This is a genomic window from Alteromonas macleodii (assembly GCF_903772925.1).
GTDB classification, from domain to species: Bacteria; Pseudomonadota; Gammaproteobacteria; order Enterobacterales; family Alteromonadaceae; genus Alteromonas; species Alteromonas macleodii_A.
Genome location: NZ_LR812090.1, coordinates 1,458,001 through 1,474,867 on the forward strand (window position 1 = coordinate 1,458,001; position 16,867 = coordinate 1,474,867).

Annotated in this window: 16 protein-coding genes; 10 read left to right on the top strand and 6 right to left on the bottom strand. The window is 45.1% G+C overall.

Features of this window, described 5'->3' with window-relative positions; translation table 11 throughout:
* Nucleotides 1-25: 25 nt before the first annotated feature.
* Complete coding sequence (gene bioA, locus PCAR9_RS06345; RefSeq protein WP_179982878.1) at nt 26-1,291, bottom strand: adenosylmethionine--8-amino-7-oxononanoate transaminase; 1,266 nt, start codon at nt 1,289-1,291, stop codon at nt 26-28.
* A gap of 98 nt (nt 1,292-1,389) precedes the next feature.
* On the opposite strand from bioA, the gene bioB reads away from it, so the two are divergent.
* From bioB to bioD, 4 genes are read left to right on the top strand one after another with little or no spacing between them, the layout of a single operon-like run.
* Entirely contained in the window at nt 1,390-2,511 is a 1,122-nt protein-coding gene (gene bioB / locus PCAR9_RS06350; protein ID WP_179982879.1) for a biotin synthase BioB, read from the top strand.
* On the top strand, nt 2,511-3,878 hold the full coding sequence (locus PCAR9_RS06355; protein ID WP_179982880.1) for an aminotransferase class I/II-fold pyridoxal phosphate-dependent enzyme: 1,368 nt from the start codon (nt 2,511-2,513) through the stop codon (nt 3,876-3,878). The genes bioB and PCAR9_RS06355 overlap by 1 nt, the downstream gene beginning before the upstream one ends.
* A gap of 56 nt (nt 3,879-3,934) precedes the next feature.
* Nucleotides 3,935-4,888 (top strand): methyltransferase domain-containing protein, encoded by a 954-nt coding sequence (locus PCAR9_RS06360; protein ID WP_179982881.1) that lies wholly within the window; start codon nt 3,935-3,937, stop codon nt 4,886-4,888.
* Nucleotides 4,885-5,646 carry a dethiobiotin synthase gene (gene bioD, locus PCAR9_RS06365; RefSeq protein WP_179982882.1) on the top strand — a complete coding sequence of 254 codons (762 nt, stop codon included), beginning with the start codon at nt 4,885-4,887 and terminating at the stop codon, nt 5,644-5,646. Before PCAR9_RS06360 ends, bioD begins: the two co-directional genes overlap by 4 nt.
* Here bioD and pepE read toward each other — a convergent pair.
* Entirely contained in the window at nt 5,617-6,339 is a 723-nt protein-coding gene (pepE, locus tag PCAR9_RS06370) for a dipeptidase PepE (RefSeq protein WP_179982883.1), read from the bottom strand. The two genes, bioD and pepE, sit on opposite strands and share 30 nt — an antisense overlap.
* A gap of 93 nt (nt 6,340-6,432) precedes the next feature.
* Here pepE and PCAR9_RS06375 point away from each other — a divergent pair, with 93 nt between their 5' ends.
* The 4 genes from PCAR9_RS06375 to PCAR9_RS06390 all read left to right on the top strand — a co-directional run bounded on the left by PCAR9_RS06375 (nt 6,433) and on the right by PCAR9_RS06390 (nt 10,407).
* Nucleotides 6,433-6,909 (top strand): low molecular weight protein-tyrosine-phosphatase, encoded by a 477-nt coding sequence (locus tag PCAR9_RS06375; protein ID WP_179982884.1) that lies wholly within the window; start codon nt 6,433-6,435, stop codon nt 6,907-6,909.
* A gap of 99 nt (nt 6,910-7,008) precedes the next feature.
* On the top strand, nt 7,009-7,983 hold the full coding sequence (locus PCAR9_RS06380; RefSeq protein WP_179982885.1) for a FecCD family ABC transporter permease: 975 nt from the start codon (nt 7,009-7,011) through the stop codon (nt 7,981-7,983).
* Nucleotides 7,984-7,987: 4 nt separating this feature from the next.
* Nucleotides 7,988-8,887 (top strand): ABC transporter ATP-binding protein, encoded by a 900-nt coding sequence (locus tag PCAR9_RS06385; protein WP_179982886.1) that lies wholly within the window; start codon nt 7,988-7,990, stop codon nt 8,885-8,887.
* Nucleotides 8,888-9,063: 176 nt separating this feature from the next.
* Nucleotides 9,064-10,407 (top strand): class II 3-deoxy-7-phosphoheptulonate synthase, encoded by a 1,344-nt coding sequence (locus PCAR9_RS06390; RefSeq protein WP_179982887.1) that lies wholly within the window; start codon nt 9,064-9,066, stop codon nt 10,405-10,407.
* Between the two features lie 72 nt (nt 10,408-10,479).
* On the opposite strand, the gene PCAR9_RS06395 is transcribed toward PCAR9_RS06390, so the two are convergent.
* From PCAR9_RS06395 to PCAR9_RS06405, 3 genes are all read right to left on the bottom strand, one after another.
* Nucleotides 10,480-10,797, bottom strand: a complete 318-nt coding sequence (locus tag PCAR9_RS06395; protein WP_179982888.1) for a hypothetical protein — start codon at nt 10,795-10,797, stop codon at nt 10,480-10,482.
* A 106-nt stretch (nt 10,798-10,903) separates the two neighbouring features.
* Nucleotides 10,904-11,119, bottom strand: coding sequence for a DUF3820 family protein (locus tag PCAR9_RS06400; protein WP_179982889.1), 216 nt, complete (start codon nt 11,117-11,119; stop codon nt 10,904-10,906).
* A gap of 3 nt (nt 11,120-11,122) precedes the next feature.
* Entirely contained in the window at nt 11,123-12,940 is a 1,818-nt protein-coding gene (locus PCAR9_RS06405; RefSeq protein ID WP_179982890.1) for an ABCB family ABC transporter ATP-binding protein/permease, read from the bottom strand.
* A 322-nt stretch (nt 12,941-13,262) separates the two neighbouring features.
* Between PCAR9_RS06405 and moaA the strand changes: the two genes are divergently transcribed.
* Entirely contained in the window at nt 13,263-14,231 is a 969-nt protein-coding gene (gene moaA / locus PCAR9_RS06410; protein ID WP_179982891.1) for a GTP 3',8-cyclase MoaA, read from the top strand.
* A 129-nt stretch (nt 14,232-14,360) separates the two neighbouring features.
* Nucleotides 14,361-14,888, top strand: coding sequence for a GNAT family N-acetyltransferase (locus tag PCAR9_RS06415; RefSeq protein WP_179982892.1), 528 nt, complete (start codon nt 14,361-14,363; stop codon nt 14,886-14,888).
* Nucleotides 14,889-14,926: 38 nt separating this feature from the next.
* On the opposite strand, the gene PCAR9_RS06420 is transcribed toward PCAR9_RS06415, so the two are convergent.
* Entirely contained in the window at nt 14,927-16,549 is a 1,623-nt protein-coding gene (locus tag PCAR9_RS06420; RefSeq protein ID WP_179982893.1) for a response regulator, read from the bottom strand.
* Nucleotides 16,550-16,867 lie beyond the last annotated feature (318 nt).

Genomic DNA, 16,867 nt, shown 5'->3' on the forward strand with positions numbered 1-16,867 from the left:
GTGCTAAGCGTAACAACCTCTCACGCTATTTCAAGGCTGTATAAATCGCATGGGTTAACTTACTTAATTGCTCGGAAGATATGATATAGGGAGGCATAATGTATACCAGTTTCCCAAAGGGCCGTATCCACACGCCTTGTTCTACAAAATGGCGCTGAATTTCAGCAACATTGACTGGGTTTACTGTCTCAACCACCCCAATAGCGCCCAACACCCTAACATCAGCAACGCGGGGTAAGTCTGCACATTTTGCCAACTCGGTTTGTAATTGTTTCTCAATAGCGGGTATTTGCTGCTGCCAATGGTTCTCATTAATGAGTGATAAACTAGCGTTTGCCACAGCACAAGCTAACGGGTTACCCATATAAGTTGGGCCGTGCATAAAAACACCAGGCTCACCTTGGCAAACCCCTAAAGCCACGTCTTCGGTACACAAGGTCGCGGCCAGTGTCATATAACCACCCGTAATCGCTTTACCCAAACACATGATGTCAGGCGAAATACCTGCATGCTCGCAAGCGAACAGCTTACCTGTACGGCCGAAGCCAGTAGCAATTTCATCGCAAATTAAAAGTACGTCGTAGGTATCGCAAAGCTGTCGGCAGCGCTTTAAGTATTCAGGATGGTAAATACGCATGCCACCTGCACCTTGAACGATAGGCTCTAGAATTAACGCCGCCATGGTGTGGTGATGTTTCTCGAAAATCTCTTCAAGCGGAAGAATATCGTCTTCACTAAAGGTTTGACCAAAGCGAGTTTGAGGAGCGGGCGCGAAAATCTGCTTGCTTAATACACCTTCAAACAAACTGTGCATGCCGTTTACTGGGTCGCACACACTCATAGCGGCGAACGTATCGCCATGATAACCATTGCGCGGCGCGACAATACGTGACTTTTCTGAACGTCCTTGGCATGCCCAATACTGAATTGCCATTTTTATAGCCACTTCAACGGACACTGAACCAGAGTCAGCTAGGAAAACTCGCTCTAAGCCAGCGGGCACCATGTTAAGCAAAGTTTTACACAAATCCACAGCGGGTTTGTGGGTAATACCACCAAACATAACGTGAGAAAACGCGTCCACTTGTTTATGCGCAGCATCGTTGAGTACGGGATGGTTGTAGCCGTGAATTGCGGCCCACCAGCTAGACATGCCGTCTACTAATACTTCAGAGCTTGCAAGGGTAAGTTCAGCGCCTTTTGCGCCAACTACTTCGTAACAGGGAAGGGGGTTAACCGCCGAGGTATACGGATGCCAAATGTGCTGTTTATCAAATTCTATATTGTTCACAAATTAACCGTTAGTAAAGTTTTGAAGTTGGTCAGAGTTGACAACTCGATATTGGGGCATAGACTAAGCCAGCAATAATAATTAGTAAAGGACAGTCAATGACACTGGCTAGTGCGCCTTCTGCGCAAACGACAACTATTCGAAACGATTGGACCAAAGCTGAAGTCGAAGCTTTGTTCGCCATGCCATTTAACGATTTACTGTTTGATGCCCAAGTGGTGCATAGACAGCATTTTAATCCTAACGAAGTGCAGGTTAGCACGCTTTTGTCGATTAAAACCGGTGCATGTCCTGAAGACTGTAAGTACTGCCCACAAAGTGCCCGTTATGATACAGGGCTTGAAAAAGAGCGCCTGCTAGAAATTGAGAAGGTCATCCAGCGAGCAAAAGAAGCGAAGCAAGTGGGTTCTACCCGGTTTTGTATGGGAGCTGCATGGCGAAATCCCCGCGACAGAGATATGCCTTACATTTTAAAAATGGTTGAAGAGGTGAAAAGCTTAGGGCTGGAAACCTGTATGACGTTGGGTATGCTAACCCGTGACCAAGCAGTTGCACTTAAACAAGCGGGTTTAGATTATTATAACCATAACTTAGACACCTCACCGGAATACTACGGCGATATTATTACCACTCGTACCTACCAAGACCGCTTAAATACGTTGGAAAATGTGCGGGCAGCGGGTATGAATGTTTGCTCAGGTGGCATTGTGGGCATGGGAGAAACGATGAGCGACCGCGCCAGTATGCTGGTGCAGCTAGCAAACCTTCCCGAACAGCCGCAAAGTGTGCCTATTAATATGTTGGTAAAAGTTAAAGGTACACCGCTAGATAGTGTAGAAGACCTAGACTATTTTGAGTTTATTCGCACCATTGCGGTTGCCCGCATCATGATGCCTAAGTCACACGTACGATTGTCGGCAGGCCGCGAAGCCATGAACGAGCAAATGCAGGCGCTATGCTTTATGGCGGGAGCCAATTCAATATTCTATGGTTGCAAGCTGCTAACTACCTCTAACCCTGATACCCACGAAGATGTCATGCTGTTTAAAAAGCTTGGAATCAATACTGAGCGTACGCGAGATTACTCTGATGAAGCGCATCAACAGGTATTAGAAGAGGAGATTGCACAGCAAGAACAGGCCGGCGACAGTAACGACTTGTTTATTGATGCAACCAAGCCTAAGGTAGCGGCAAAGAAACAGCAATTAACGGAGGCGTAATGGCCTTTAATTGGTTAGGCGATTCATTGAGCGCGCGTGCTCAGGAAGGCTTGCTGCGCCAGCGTCACCGTCAGCAGTACGAAAAAGACAGCATTATTTGTATTAACGGTGAGCACTATCTTAACTTTTCAAGCAATGACTACTTAGGCATGCGCCAGCATGAAGGCGTATTGCAAAGTTGGGTTGAAGGATTGGCGCAATTTGGTGGGGGCAGCGGCGCATCGCCCTTGGTCACGGGGCATACGCAGGCTCATTTAGCGCTTGAAGCTTATATTGCCGATGGTTTAAACCGTGAATCAGCACTGCTGTTTAACTCTGGCTTTGCCGCTAATCAAGCGTTGTGTATGGCACTTTTCCCTCACATGTCTCACGCTAGCAGAAGCGGGGCGCTTGGGCATATTATTGCTGACAAACTCATGCATGCGTCGTTTTTAGAAGGGGCACAGTGTGTATCCGAGCGCGCCAAGCTTCGCCGCTTTAAGCATAACGATCTTAACCACTTAGAAAGCGTGCTTTCAGGTGTTTGCAATACCCCAATGCTTGCTGCGGATGCGCATAGCGAAATTGATGCTAATTTTAATTCAAGCCAACAAGATATTCTTATTGCCAGCGAAGGCGTGTTTAGCATGGACGGTGATGCTGCGCCTTGCAAAGATATGGCCGATATCGCCGCGAAATATAATGCATGGTTTATGTTAGACGATGCACATGGCATGGGAGTTTTAGGCGAAAATGGTTTTGGTACTGTAGAAGCACTTGGCTTAAGCCAGCAACAGGTTCCAGTTGTTATGGGAACATTCGGGAAAGCGGTAGGCACAGCAGGCGCATTTATTGCCGGAAGCCAAACCCTTATCGATTATCTGGTGAATTTTTCTAAGCACTATGTGTATTCAACTGCCATGCCCCCAGCGCAAGCGGTGGCAACCTTATATTCACTCACCCATATCGCCAGTGATACCGCTCGTCGCGAATTGCTTACCAACAATATTTCCTATTTCAGAGAGTCGTTCCACAAACGTTTTGGACAGACACTCGATGCGAACAAGGAAAGTGATAATTCAGACCATATCACCTTTGGAACTATCACCTTAGGAACCTCGCAAAGCGCTATTCAGCCAGTTATTGTCGGCAGCCCAGAGCGTGCCGTTGCGTTAAGTGAAGGTCTAAAACAACGGGGGATTTGGGCAACCGCTATCCGGCAACCAACCGTACCGAAAAACCAAGACAGGCTGCGTATAACCTTAACCGCAAAGCATACGACTCAGGATATCGATGTGTTAATTGATGCGCTTGAGTTGTCAGTCAATGGTTTAAACGAGCTATCGTGTGGCGTTGGAAGTGAGCCTTCTGCTAAAAGGGAAGCATAAAGTACGATGAATGCCGTAACCGCCCGAAATTCTGTAAATTAGAAAGAGATGTAAAAATGTCGGCAAGCCCAGGTGAAAAATCAGCGACATTGATAGAGCCATTGGAACCTTTTGTAGGTCAATCATTAAATGATACGGCAAGAGTGCTTCCTCAAAATGAAGACGCTTTCGTAGCAGAGTTTTGTAATTCCACGGTTGCCGAATCAGCTGACGGTACCGGCAAAGCTAGCAAAGCGGTTACTGCGCAAACTATCAACGAGCAGAGCATTGCACACAGTTTCTCAAAAGCGGCAGTAAAGTACGACAGTATTGCGTGTATCCAGCGTAATATAGCCGAGCAGGGGCTAGCAAACTTACCAAAGGCTTTGCAGGGCGATGCCCTCGATATAGGCTGTGGAACCGGTATTCACACACAGGAAATTCTTGAAAAAGGGGCTGTTGCAACTGGAGTAGACATTGCTGAGGGTATGTTGGCGCAGGCACGAAAAAAGTACTCTGACCCCATTTTCGTAAAAGGTAGTGCTGTTGATTTACCATTCTCTGAAAACACATTTTCAACGGTGTTTTCGTCCATGGCGCTGCAGTGGGCGAGTGACACAAACCTTGTTGCTAGCGAGATAGCGCGCGTGCTTAAACAGGGCGGTATCGCTGAGCTTGCTATTATGGTGTCGGGCTCTTTTGATGAGCTTAAAACTGCACGTAAAGTGGCGCAGCTTTCGCAAGCCGAAACTCATCTGCCGACTACCGCACAGTGGGAGAGTGGGTTTAAGCAATCAGGGCTTCGCTTACAACGAGTTATTACCAAAGACTATGTTGATACTCACCAAGATATTATGTCGCTACTGTACTCGGTGAAAGGTGTAGGAGCGGGTGAGACTGGCCGAAAGCAACCTCCGCTTACCCGTCGAGATATTAAAAAATTAGCAATGGCTTACAGCGATATAAGTGGTGTAGAAAGTAAGTTACCGCTTACCTACCGTGTGAGTCATTTTAGATTGGAAAAACGATGAAGCAGTATTTCATTACTGGTACCGACACAGAGGTCGGGAAAACCTATGTCACATGCCAATTACTAAAAGCAGCGCAAAAAGCATCGCTTACCAGCATCGGCTATAAACCTATTGCAGCTGGTTGTGAGCAGGTTAACGGTGAGTGGGTTAACGATGATGCGCTAAATATTCAAAAAGCGTGCTCTAAAATACGCGAAAACAAAGCCATTAAAGCTATAGATAATACCGAGCTAAAAAGCGCAAGCGAAGAAAATGGACAGACACTTCCTTTTCATCAAATAAACCCTATCGCATTAAGACCGCCCATTGCGCCACATATTGCAGCACTTGAAGAAGGTGTGGCGTTAAGCTTTGAAAAAATTGCGCAAGGCCTTAATAAACTGCATGCTTATCAGCCAGATCTCTTGCTGATGGAAGGTGCTGGCGGGTGGCGATTACCCTTAATCGTGGGCGATGAGTATACGCCTACGTATTATCTATCCGATGTTGTGAAAGCGCTCAACATGGAGGTGATTTTCGTTGTGGGTATGCGTCTAGGCTGCTTAAATCATGCGCTATTAACCGCAGAAGCGATACGCGCAGATGGGCTAAACATTAAAGGGTGGGTGGCTAACGACATCACAGGTAACATGACGCGATACCAGGAAAACCTGCATTCTCTAAAAGCCATGTTACCCGAGCCACTGCTGGCAGAAATTCCCTACCAGCGTGAGCCTGATGAAGAAGCGCTATTCGCCGCTATCAAGCAAATAAGTTAAATCATCACCTGAATTAATTAGCGTTTTTTCTTCACCTAAGAAGATGAAGCCGTCTTTTTCACCGACTAAAGTAAGTTGGTTATTACAAAGACGTAGCGCAGTGCCTTCACGGATAGCTACCACCGGCGTGGTTGGATTTAGCGTAGTAAACTCGGCCAATCGCTGATCGCGGGTTTCACCATTATGGCCAGGAGGCTGATAATCGGTGTAGTGCGGGTTCAACTGAAACGGCACGATATCTAGCGCATCAAAACTAGGCGGCTCAATAATAGGCATGTCATTAGTGGTTCTAATCGATTCGCCACAGATATTCGAGCCCGCGCTCCATCCAATATAAGGCGTGCAATCGGCGATGGCGTGCTTTATTGGTACAATAAGCGCGTTCGCATAAAGTGTTGAAAGCAGGTGAAAGGTGTTTCCACCACCTACCACAATGGCTTGGCCATTTTTCTTCGCATTGTTTACGGCGGCCACAGGGTCTTCTACTGTATGTAGCCCAGTAACATTACATTCTGGCAAGGCAGTAGCAACAGCATCTACATAACTGTCGTACGTTTGGGTTACAGCTGCGTAAGGAACAAATAGGAGGTCGCGAATTTCGCCTAAGTGTGCAAAAATAAGTCCTCTAGCGTGCTCTAGGTAAGCCTCGTCGCCTTGACGAGAGCTACTTAGCATAAGTACATGTGCGGTCATACTAACTCCACAATTTTTCTGACGGCGTATCATACGCGAAACTGGGCACAAAGTTTAGTCGCGCTCCGTCACTGCGTTTAAATAGGATTTTGAATGAAACAATCTACATCGGTGTTGTTCGTGTGTTTGGGCAATATTTGCCGCTCTCCAACCGCAGAGGCCGTGTTCAAGCACAAAGCTAAAAAAGCCGGGTTAAATATTGAAATCGATTCTGCGGGGACGCATGGTTACCACATTGGGAAACCAGCAGATAAGCGTTCACAGGCAGCTGGGGTCGACAGAGGTTACAGCTTTAAGGGGCTTAAATGTCGCCGTGTTGATGAAAGTGATTTTGAGCGCTTCGACTATATTTTAGCTATGGATAATAGCAACTTGGCAAATTTACATGGCATGTCGCCAAGCCAGTACCAGGAAAAAATTAAGCTCTTTCTGGACTTCGCAAATGTGGAAGACAAAGAAGTGCCTGACCCATACTACGGAGGAAAGCGAGGCTTTGAGTTGGTGTTAGATTTAATTGAAGAAGCATCGGATGGTTTGATTGCGCACATAAAGCAAACCCAACAACTATAATCAGAAGCCTTATTCACAAGCCAAAACTGAGAAGCGGCATTGCGAGCCAAATCTAGAGCGCATATTTAGAACCGATTTTGAGAAGCGATTTTGAGAGCCATGGAAACTAAACGCACAGCCCTTTCTTTGGTTGTAATAACGCTACTTTGTTTGTTAGCCGTTGGCGTGGTGGGTGTTATTGGCGTGACAGGGTTTGCTAACGCGGCTGACGGCTTAAAGCAGCATATTATCGTTCAGCTTCAAATACCGCTTATACTTACCGCATGCTTAGTAGGGGCGGCGCTTTCCGTAAGTGGCGCAACGTTACAGGTGGTACTTCGAAACCCGCTAGCTGACCCAGGAATCATAGGCATAACCAGCGGAGCGAGTTTAGTTGCCGCACTATTGTTACTGTTAACGCCGCAATGGGCGACAGCCTACCTGCATTACTTACTGCCCTTTGGGTGCTTTGTGGGTGCCTTGTTATCTACTTTTGTTATTTACCGTCTAGCTAGAAAATTGCTGGGCTCCTCCACTGCTGTAATTCTTGCTGGTATTGCCATATCGACGCTTAGTGGGGCTGTTATTGCCTGGCTTTATATGTTCAGCGACGCTAATGCCCTTCGCAACCTCACTTTTTGGCTAATGGGCAGCTTATATCAAACTAATTGGTTAATTTTATCGGTAGGAGGCCCGCTGATAGTTATAGCTGTAGGTTTACAGCTTTTTTTCGCAGGTGATTTGAACAAGCTATATGCCGGCGAACTTGCGGCAAAAAGTAGCGGTGTGGATGTGGAAAGACTTACTGAACGTGCCCTCATCGTTTGCGCTATCGCGGTGGGTACGGCGGTGTCGATGGCTGGGTCCATCGCGTTTGTAGGCTTACTCGTTCCTCATATTTTGCGTTTGATCATCGGGCATAACAATCGCTTTTTATTGCCCTTAAGTGCGCTAAGTGGTGCAAGTCTTTTAATGCTGGTAGCGCTAAGCTCTGAAATGACTCGCGCCATTACACTTCCTGTCTCTATGGTTACAGCAACGCTAGGTGGCCCGTTACTTATTTGGGCGCTGGCAAAAGGCCAGCTTAAAGGCTGATGGAATGACGACACCTAATCCTTTTACGATAAAGCAACCTGATCCTTATAGTGAAGTAGATTCAAGTACAAATGGATGTAATGCGGTTAGTTACAACAAAACGCCTTGCACCAATAGTAGCGAAAGTGCTTCGGATGCTTCAATGATTTTAAGCCTACAAAACGTAAGCATTGGGTCACGGCTGAGGGTGGAAGGATTAAGCGCGAAAAAGGGCGAATGTATTCATATCATAGGGCCAAACGGGGCAGGGAAGTCGACGCTGCTACTTACCCTTGCAGGGCTGATTGAAGCTGATAACGGTAAAGTAATGCTGCATGGCAAGCCAATGGGTAGTTGGTCACTTGCCACGCTTGCTAGCGTACGTACTTTGTTAGCTCAGCAGAGTGAAAGTGGGTTTCACCTTTCAGTTAAGGAATACTTAAGTTTTTATACAGCAGAAAACCAGTCTTCGCTTATTCCTCCGGTTTTAGAAAAGGCCCTTGAAGTGTCAGGCTTTTCAAACAAAATCCTTACCCAGCTTTCTGGCGGCGAACGTCAGCGTGTAGAAATTTGTCGAGCACTTTTACAAATATGGCCCCAGTTAGAGCGGGGAGAGGGTTTAGCGTTTTTAGATGAGCCACTACAAGGGCTTGATATTAGGCATCAGTATGCGCTGGCCAGCTTAGTAAAATTCCTTTGTAGTAAAGGAAATACAATACTCATGACGTCTCATGATATCGCACTTAGCGCAAACTACTGCGAAAGTCTATGGTTAATGCACAAAGGTAGTATGGTAGCGCAGGGAGAGCCACAAGACGTAGCGACGCAATTAAACCTTGAGAAGGTGTTTGAATGCCATTTTGCTATAAGCAAGCACGATAACTTTCTAGAAATTCAAGTTTGCGCACCTATTTCCTTAGGATAAATGTGGTAAAGTGCCACCACATTTTTTAGATTCATAATTTCATATTAGGCTGATTATAAAAATGCGTTACAGGCATACTGTGAAGCGCGCTACAGTCTTATTATTCGAAGCAATAAGTTTCAATAACTATTTTCAGTAAAACGTTTGCCCTACGTTTTTTATTCAGGAGAACACCGTTGAGTAATTGGCAAGTAGACAGTTGGAGAAATAAACCTATTCTTCAGCAACCACAGTACGATGACAAAGTACGTTTAAATGAAGTAGAGCAAACACTAAGTTCTTATCCTCCACTTGTATTCGCTGCCGAAGCCCGTGAACTTAGACGTCAGCTAGGTGAAGTGAGCTTGGGTAAAGGCTTTCTTTTGCAAGGCGGTGACTGCGCTGAGTCGTTTGACGAGTTTAATGCGCCTAAAATTCGCGATACCTTTAAAGTTATTCTGCAAATGGCGATTGTGCTTACCTTTGCTGGGCGCTGCCCGGTAACCAAGGTTGCACGCATGGCAGGCCAGTATGCTAAGCCGCGTTCATCAGACTTTGAAACCCGTGGTGACGTGACCTTGCCAAGCTATCGTGGCGATATCATCAATAACTTTGAGTTTACTGAAGCGGCCCGTCGACCAGACCCTGAACGCTTATTAGAAGCGTACCATCGCAGTGCTTCAACCTTGAACCTTCTTCGCGCATTTGCCCAGGGAGGTTTGGCCGACCTTCACGAAGTGAACCGGTGGAACATGGCGTTTGTTGAAAACAACCCGCTTAAAGAACGTTATTCGGATATGGCTAACCGTATTCAAGATACGCTTGAGTTTATGGATGTTATTGGCATTAACGCACAAACTAGCTCAACGCTACATGAAACCTCGCTGTTTACGTCGCACGAAGCTTTGCTATTAAACTACGAACAGGCGCTTACGCGCATTGATACGCTTACCGGCAAGCCTTACGACTGTTCTGCGCATATGGTGTGGATTGGTGAGCGTACCCGTCAACTTGATCATGCGCACGTTGAGTTTTTCCGTGGTATTCACAATCCAATTGGTGTGAAAGTTGGGCCAAGCATGCAGGAAGACGAGCTTATTCGTTTAATTGATGCGCTTAACCCGCTAAATGACCCTGGGCGTTTAACGCTTATTACTCGCATGGGAGCTGATAACTTAGCTGACAACCTGCCACGACTACTGCGTAAAGTAAAAGCGGAAGGCAGACATGTTGTGTGGAGTTCTGACCCAATGCACGGCAACACGTTCTCAGCGTCAAGCGGCTACAAAACCCGTAACTTCGATGCAATTTTGAAAGAAATTAAACAGTTCTTCCAAGCGCATGAAGCAGAAGGAACTCATGCAGGTGGTATTCACCTTGAAATGACCGGTCAGCACGTAACGGAATGTACTGGTGGTGCTTATCAAATTAGCGACGATGATTTAGCCCAGGCATATAAAACACAATGTGATCCGCGCCTAAATGCGGACCAGGTGCTTGAGATGGCATTCTTGGTAGCTGATCATTTGCGTAATGCGTAATGCGTAATGCGTAATGCGTGAATCGCAGTAAGACTTAAAAACGGGCAGCGAAACAAACGCTGCCCGTTTTTTTCATAGCAGCTGTTCTCTTTCTTCTTCACTTAAAATTCCGGTGAAGATAGTTTCTCTTCTCAAATTGGCTGTTCGCTCGTCATCGGCCAACAATAAAGCTTTAAATACATCGGGTTCATGGCGGGCTTCTATAATGCCCTTCCATAGCAGGTAGCTACCATAACGCATCATTTTGTTTTGATATCGGGTTTCTAAAGTGTGTTCAGCTTGTTCAAAAAGTTCTGGATAAGATAGCAACTTGTCAGCTATCGCATTATGAATCTTTTTGATGCGCTCGTTTACGTCACTTCGACGTTGTTTTCTGGGTCTTGCAAACATAAATCTTCTTGCTGTTTTGGTGTGCCTAACACGCGGATTTAGGTAAAAATACGGCAACCAGAATAAAAACTACGGAAATAAGGCAATGCTCGTCATAAGGCAGTTGCTAGTCATCATCTAGCAGGGGCTCTACTACAGATTCTAAGCCGTTTAACTTTATTTCATACATTAAAGCGAGCTGTTCACCTAACTTGCTTTCGGGAAAGCCCTGTTTGTGAAACCAAACTAGGTAAGGCTCAGGTAAATGGAAGAGGCGTCTCCCCGCATATTTTCCGAACGGCATTACTTGATTAATGGCGGCTTTTATAAGCGTCGGGTCCATCTATTAACTACCTTCTACATCTTTATCTGAACTAGCTTCGTCATCTTCACGCTGTTGGGCTTGCCATAAGGTTGCGTATTCACCCCCTTGTTCAAGCAAGTGAGTGTGTGTCCCTTCCTCTACTATGGTACCGTTTTTTAGTACGAGGATCTTGTCAGCATCGACAATAGTGGACAGTCTATGGGCTATGACCAAGCTAGTATGACCCTTGGCTGCATCACGAAGGGCTGACAAAATTGCCCTTTCTGATGTGCTATCTAATGAGCTGGTGGCCTCGTCGAAAATCATAATGGGCGCACCTTTAAGTAACGCTCGTGCGATAGATACGCGCTGTTTTTCACCGCCAGAAAGCTTTAGTCCTCGCTCACCTACGGTTGTTTCTAATTTTTCAGGCAAGCTTTCTACAAAGGTTTCAAGGTGTGCAAGCTTAATCACTTGTTTAATATCTTCATCGCTGGCATCGGGGTTACCGTAGCGAATATTTTCTAGCAATGTGGTGTTAAACAGTACCGTGTCCTGGGGGACGATACCGATATGTGAGCGCAGACTTTGTTGCGTAAGCGAGGCAATATTATTTCCGTCTATGGTAATGCTGCCTTGTTGAGGGTCGTAAAAACGGAAAAGCAACTTCATTAGCGTAGATTTTCCCGCGCCGCTTTCACCGACTACGGCTACTTTGGCGCCAGGTGGGACGTCAAAGCTCAACCCGTTTAATATTTTTCTATTTTCGTTATAGGCGAAATGCACATTATCAAAGCGTAGTGCTGGGTTGGCGCAGGTTAATTCGGTGGCGTTGTCTGAATCTTTGATAGCTGGAGTTTGAGATAGAAGGTCGAATAACTTATCGATATTGGCAAGGCTGCCACGAATTTCACGGTATACAAAACCCAAAAAGTTTAAGGGCATGAAAATCTGCATAGTGAAGGCGTTGATAAGTACAAAGTCGCCAATGGTCATTTCGCCATTCATAACCCCAAAGGCAGCGTTAGCCATCATTGAAGTCATGGCAACGGCGATAATAGCGGCTTGCCCACCGTTTAGTGCAAATAGCGATAAGCGGTTCTTACGTCGCGCCTTTTCCCAAGCGGCCAAATCTGTGTCGTACCGGTTGGCTTCAAAGGATTCGTTATTGAAATATTTTACAGTTTCAAAATTAAGAAGGCTGTCTACCGCCCTTGAGTTAGTGGTTGAGTCTGCTTCATTCATTTGTGTGACAAAACGGGTGCGCCAGTCGGTAGCCTTCATCGAAAAACCAATATAGGCCACAACGCTGAGCACAATTATCAGCGCGAAAGATACGCCGAACTGAAATAAGAGCAAGCCAACTACTAAGGCGATCTCTAACAGAGTAGGGACAATATTAAACACCATAAAGCGCATTAAAAAGCTGACGCCGTTGGTGCCACGCTCGATATCTCGCGACAATCCGCCTGTACGCCGATTCAGATGAAAGCCTAAGTCTAGATTGTGTAGGTGCTTGAAAACCTTAAGCCCTAGACGGCGCATGGCGCGCTCAGTAACGCGACCAAATAGCGTATCTCGCACTTCGCCGAGTAAGACATTCAATAAGCGCAGCGTTCCATAGGCAACGATTAAGCTAATAGGAACCGCCAAAGCTAGCGTGGTTAAATCTCCATTTAAGCTGTCAACGGTGTACTTCAGCACGTAGGGCAGGCCAATACTGGCAAGCTTCGCTGCAACTAAGCACATTAGGGCTAAAAATACGCGTTGCTTAAACTCAAGAAGATAAGGCCAGAGCTGTGATAGAACGTGCCATTTAACAGGTTCATCGGCATTCGTAGGAAAACGGTTTTTTCTCATTTTATAGTGTGCTTTATTGTTTGGTTTACTGTACTAAGAGCGGGAAGATTTAGAAAATAATTTGGTGTAAACCTTTTATTAGGAATTGAACAAGCTTGCCCATATATAATTATTCTCGCCTTTTGTAATACGTTTTGAAATAGGCTAGAGATTAAAATGGTCTTATTTATAGCAACGAATGTGTTTAATTTTAATTTCACCCCGCGTACACTAGGGTAGTTTAATTTAGTGACCTTGTTATTTACTCAATGATTTGCTGGGTTTTGTAACGTAAAAAATCTCAGTAGCGATTCATAAAGTAGCAAAGGATTAAGGAGTTGGTTTGTTAGAAGATAGTTTCGGTAGACAGTTTCACTATTTGCGTTTGTCAGTGACCGAAGCGTGCAACTTTCGCTGTCAGTACTGTTTGCCAGATGGGTATGAAGGCCCAACGAGCGATCAATTTATGACATTAAGCGAAATTGATACCTTACTAAAAGCGTTTGCTCAGCTAGGTACTTCAAAAGTGCGCCTAACAGGTGGTGAGCCAACCCTGCGAAGAGACTTCCTTGATATCTTACAACTAACCAGTAATACACCGGGTATAGAGCGTGTTGCGATGACGACACACGGTGCGCGAATGGAAAAATTTGCCCACCAGTGGAAAGATGCAGGTTTAGATCAGGTAAACGTCAGTATCGACAGTTTAGACCCCCGGCAATTCGCCGCTATAACAGGGCAGGACAAGCTAAAGGCAGTACTGCGAGGGTTGGATGCAGCCATTGATGCTGACCTTGATGTAAAAGTTAACTCTGTTTTACTCAATGACTTTTCCGATAGCCGTCTACATCGATTCCTTGCTTGGCTTAAAGATATGCCGGTGACGCTCCGTTTTATCGAGTTAATGGAAACAGGCGATTTAAACCAATTTTTCAATAAACAACATCAAAGCGGTTCACCATTAAAAACTACCCTGTTAGATATGGGGTGGCAGCCCTTATTGCGTAGGAAAGATGCAGGGCCAGCGCAAGAGTTCTATCACCCGGACTATGCGGGCAAGATTGGTTTAATCATGCCGTACAGCAAGGACTTCTGTAAAACGTGTAACCGTCTTCGTGTCTCTGCGCCAGGCAAGTTACACTTGTGCTTATTCAGTGAAAACGGTATAGATATGAGGCATCTACTTGCAAATGGTAATGTAGATGAAGTGGTAGCTTTTCTACAAGATGTACTAGGACAAAAGCACGAAACTCATTATCTACATGAAGGAAAAACAGGGGCCACAAAACACCTGGCTATGCTAGGAGGCTAGAAAACTCTTCCTACGTTAAGGGAAAATGTAGGCCAGAATAAAAAGCATCGAATAAGTTTGGTTTGTTGTAAAAATAAGCTATATTCAGCGGTGTAAGTATATTAAAAATAATAATGATAAAGGAAGTATATGCATATCAAGGACAGTGCGCGTCTCTCCTACCACTATATCACCGATAAAGACGCCGACTTTTTATGGGAGCTCGACCAAGACGAGCTTGTCATGAAGTATATCAACGGTGGTAAAAAATCCTCCAAAGAAGATGTTCGCGATATTTTCGTTCCTCGCTTCCAAGCTTATTCCAACCCTGCTTTGGGGTGGGGGCTTTGGCGCGTAGAGACGCTGGCTGAAAAAGAAAGCATAGGGTGGATTTTGGTTCGTCCGTTTGGCTTTTTTACCCAACATCCTGAAAGTGACAATATGGAATTAGGCTGGCGCTTTAAACGTCACACGTGGGGCAAGGGGTACGCCACTGAGGCTGCACAAGCTGTGAAAGAAGCCTTGTATGATATTGGTGTAGAAAAGTTTTCGGCAATTGCTAACCCTGAAAACAGTGCGTCTATCAATATTATGAAAAAGCTAGGCATGACATTCAGTCATGAGCTTGAATACAAAGACAAACTGTATCACGAAACAGTAGTAGTATATTCAAACTAGATTAGTGCGTTATTAAACCAAAGAGCGGATTGGTTAAATTACTTGTTCTTCAATATGTTCTTCACGCTCTGGTAGCGTGCGTGTTGGTCTTCAGATAGGGCTGTTGTTTCAAGAGTCTCTCTGCATTTGTTAATTGCAGCTACTGTGTCAGGAAGCATAGGCGCGTTTGCTTTTCTCGCTCTAATAATGGCTTGAAGGTAGTTCAGTGCAATTGAAGGGTTTTTAGGCATAACGCGAAATGCCTGAGCGAAGGTGGTATATGATTGCTCCAAATTACCTCGCTTATACTGGGCGACAGCCGTGTTATTGAGTGTTTTAGGGCTTAATGTAATCGCTTCTTTTTCTTCTTTTTCCTGCTTTAAATACGTCGCCATTAGGTTTAATTCATCAGCGCTTTCTTCCTGTCTTGATGAAATCGCATCTAAAATTGCAATCGACTCTTTTTTAAGTCCAACCTCATGCAGCGCTTTGGCTCTATCGAGTAATGCTTCAGTAGAGTGATGTTGAGCGTGGTCTGTGTGAAAGTCCGACAGCAGTGTCTGGGCTTTTACAGTGTCATCCTTTAAATAGTGAAGACGGGCATCGATCACTGTCAGTTCATCATTGACCGCTGCTTTTGGGTGAGCTTTTTTCAACTGACGTAAATATTCATTGGTTTGTTTAACAATGCTGTTTACGTGTTCTGGCTCAGACGTCATCGCAAAATCAACACCAGCTCTTGCTGCAGTTAGATAAATATCTGGTTTATCGTAGATAGAGTTTTTTGCGTAGCGTACAACTTTTTTCGCACTGTTAAACTGGCTTTCGTAATCGTGTGTGATACGAGCAAGGTTTATCGCCATTTGATGGCGAGGGATATTCTGAGGAGAAATGTTGCATGCTAGCGCTGTACACTCAAGTGCGTCGTCAAACGCTGACTGTTTAATTTGTAGTTTGGCGAGTAAGTCGTATGCCTCTAATGCAGAATCAGGGCGCATCGCCAGTTGGATGATTTCTCTTTCTGCATCATCAAGCTCATTGAGTGCCAGAAGGCTTTTCGCAATTCCCATTCGAGCCCAGCTAAAATCTTGGATGTTTATTATTGACTCAAAGAAGACCAAAGCTTCCTGGAATCTCTCTGTGATAATAAACAAATCACCTTTAATCTTCATTGCTAGAGGAAAGTGCTCGGCATGCTCGGGTTGTAGCAAGAAATGCTCAACTTCGGCTAGCGCCTTTTCATAGTCCTGTTTATCCATAAATGAATAAACATTTTCAAGGGCCTTTTTCCTTGCTAGAACGCGAGAAAGCCGACGGTCTAATTCGTTAACGGAAAATGGCTTAGCAATAAATTCATCTGGTTGCAATTCGATAATTGCGTGGACGACTTCTGCTGATGTGTCTGCGCTAGTGAAGATAAATGCGCTGGTGAGCGGCAGTGAGTCAGACTCATTGAGTTGTTCTAGTAAAAAGTAACCGCCTTGTTCGGAACGTAAGTTATAGGAACAAATGATGGCGTCATAAGAGTGTTCTTGTAGCGCTGACAGTGCATGAGAGGGCCTATCAACATAGTCCATATTGCGGAAACCTAGCTGCTCAAGGGCATAGTGCATGTGGCTTTTTGCCAGCACCTGATCTTCGGCAATTAACAACTTAGTATTTCTAGCTAAGTGTAGCTTCATTAAAGGGTAGCCTTTAGGACGTTATGGGTTTCACCATACCACGATAATTATTTTTAAAGTATAGCTCGTCAGTGAGACTATCGCATAGTTGAGGTGATTCGTAGTGAATATAGGCAGTAGAAATCTTGTGGTGAATAGGGTGGTTAAGTGATTGTTATGATTTTTTTGGGCAATCTTTGGCTTGGGAGGTGCAATATTTGGCAGAGCTAAGTGACAGCATTGCTGGCGTAGTGTTTTTTAGAAGTGACTGATTTTGTTTAGAGTGTAAATTGCTTTTGCAATATCTAGGTGAAGATAAACTGGTACTGTCAGTTTTTA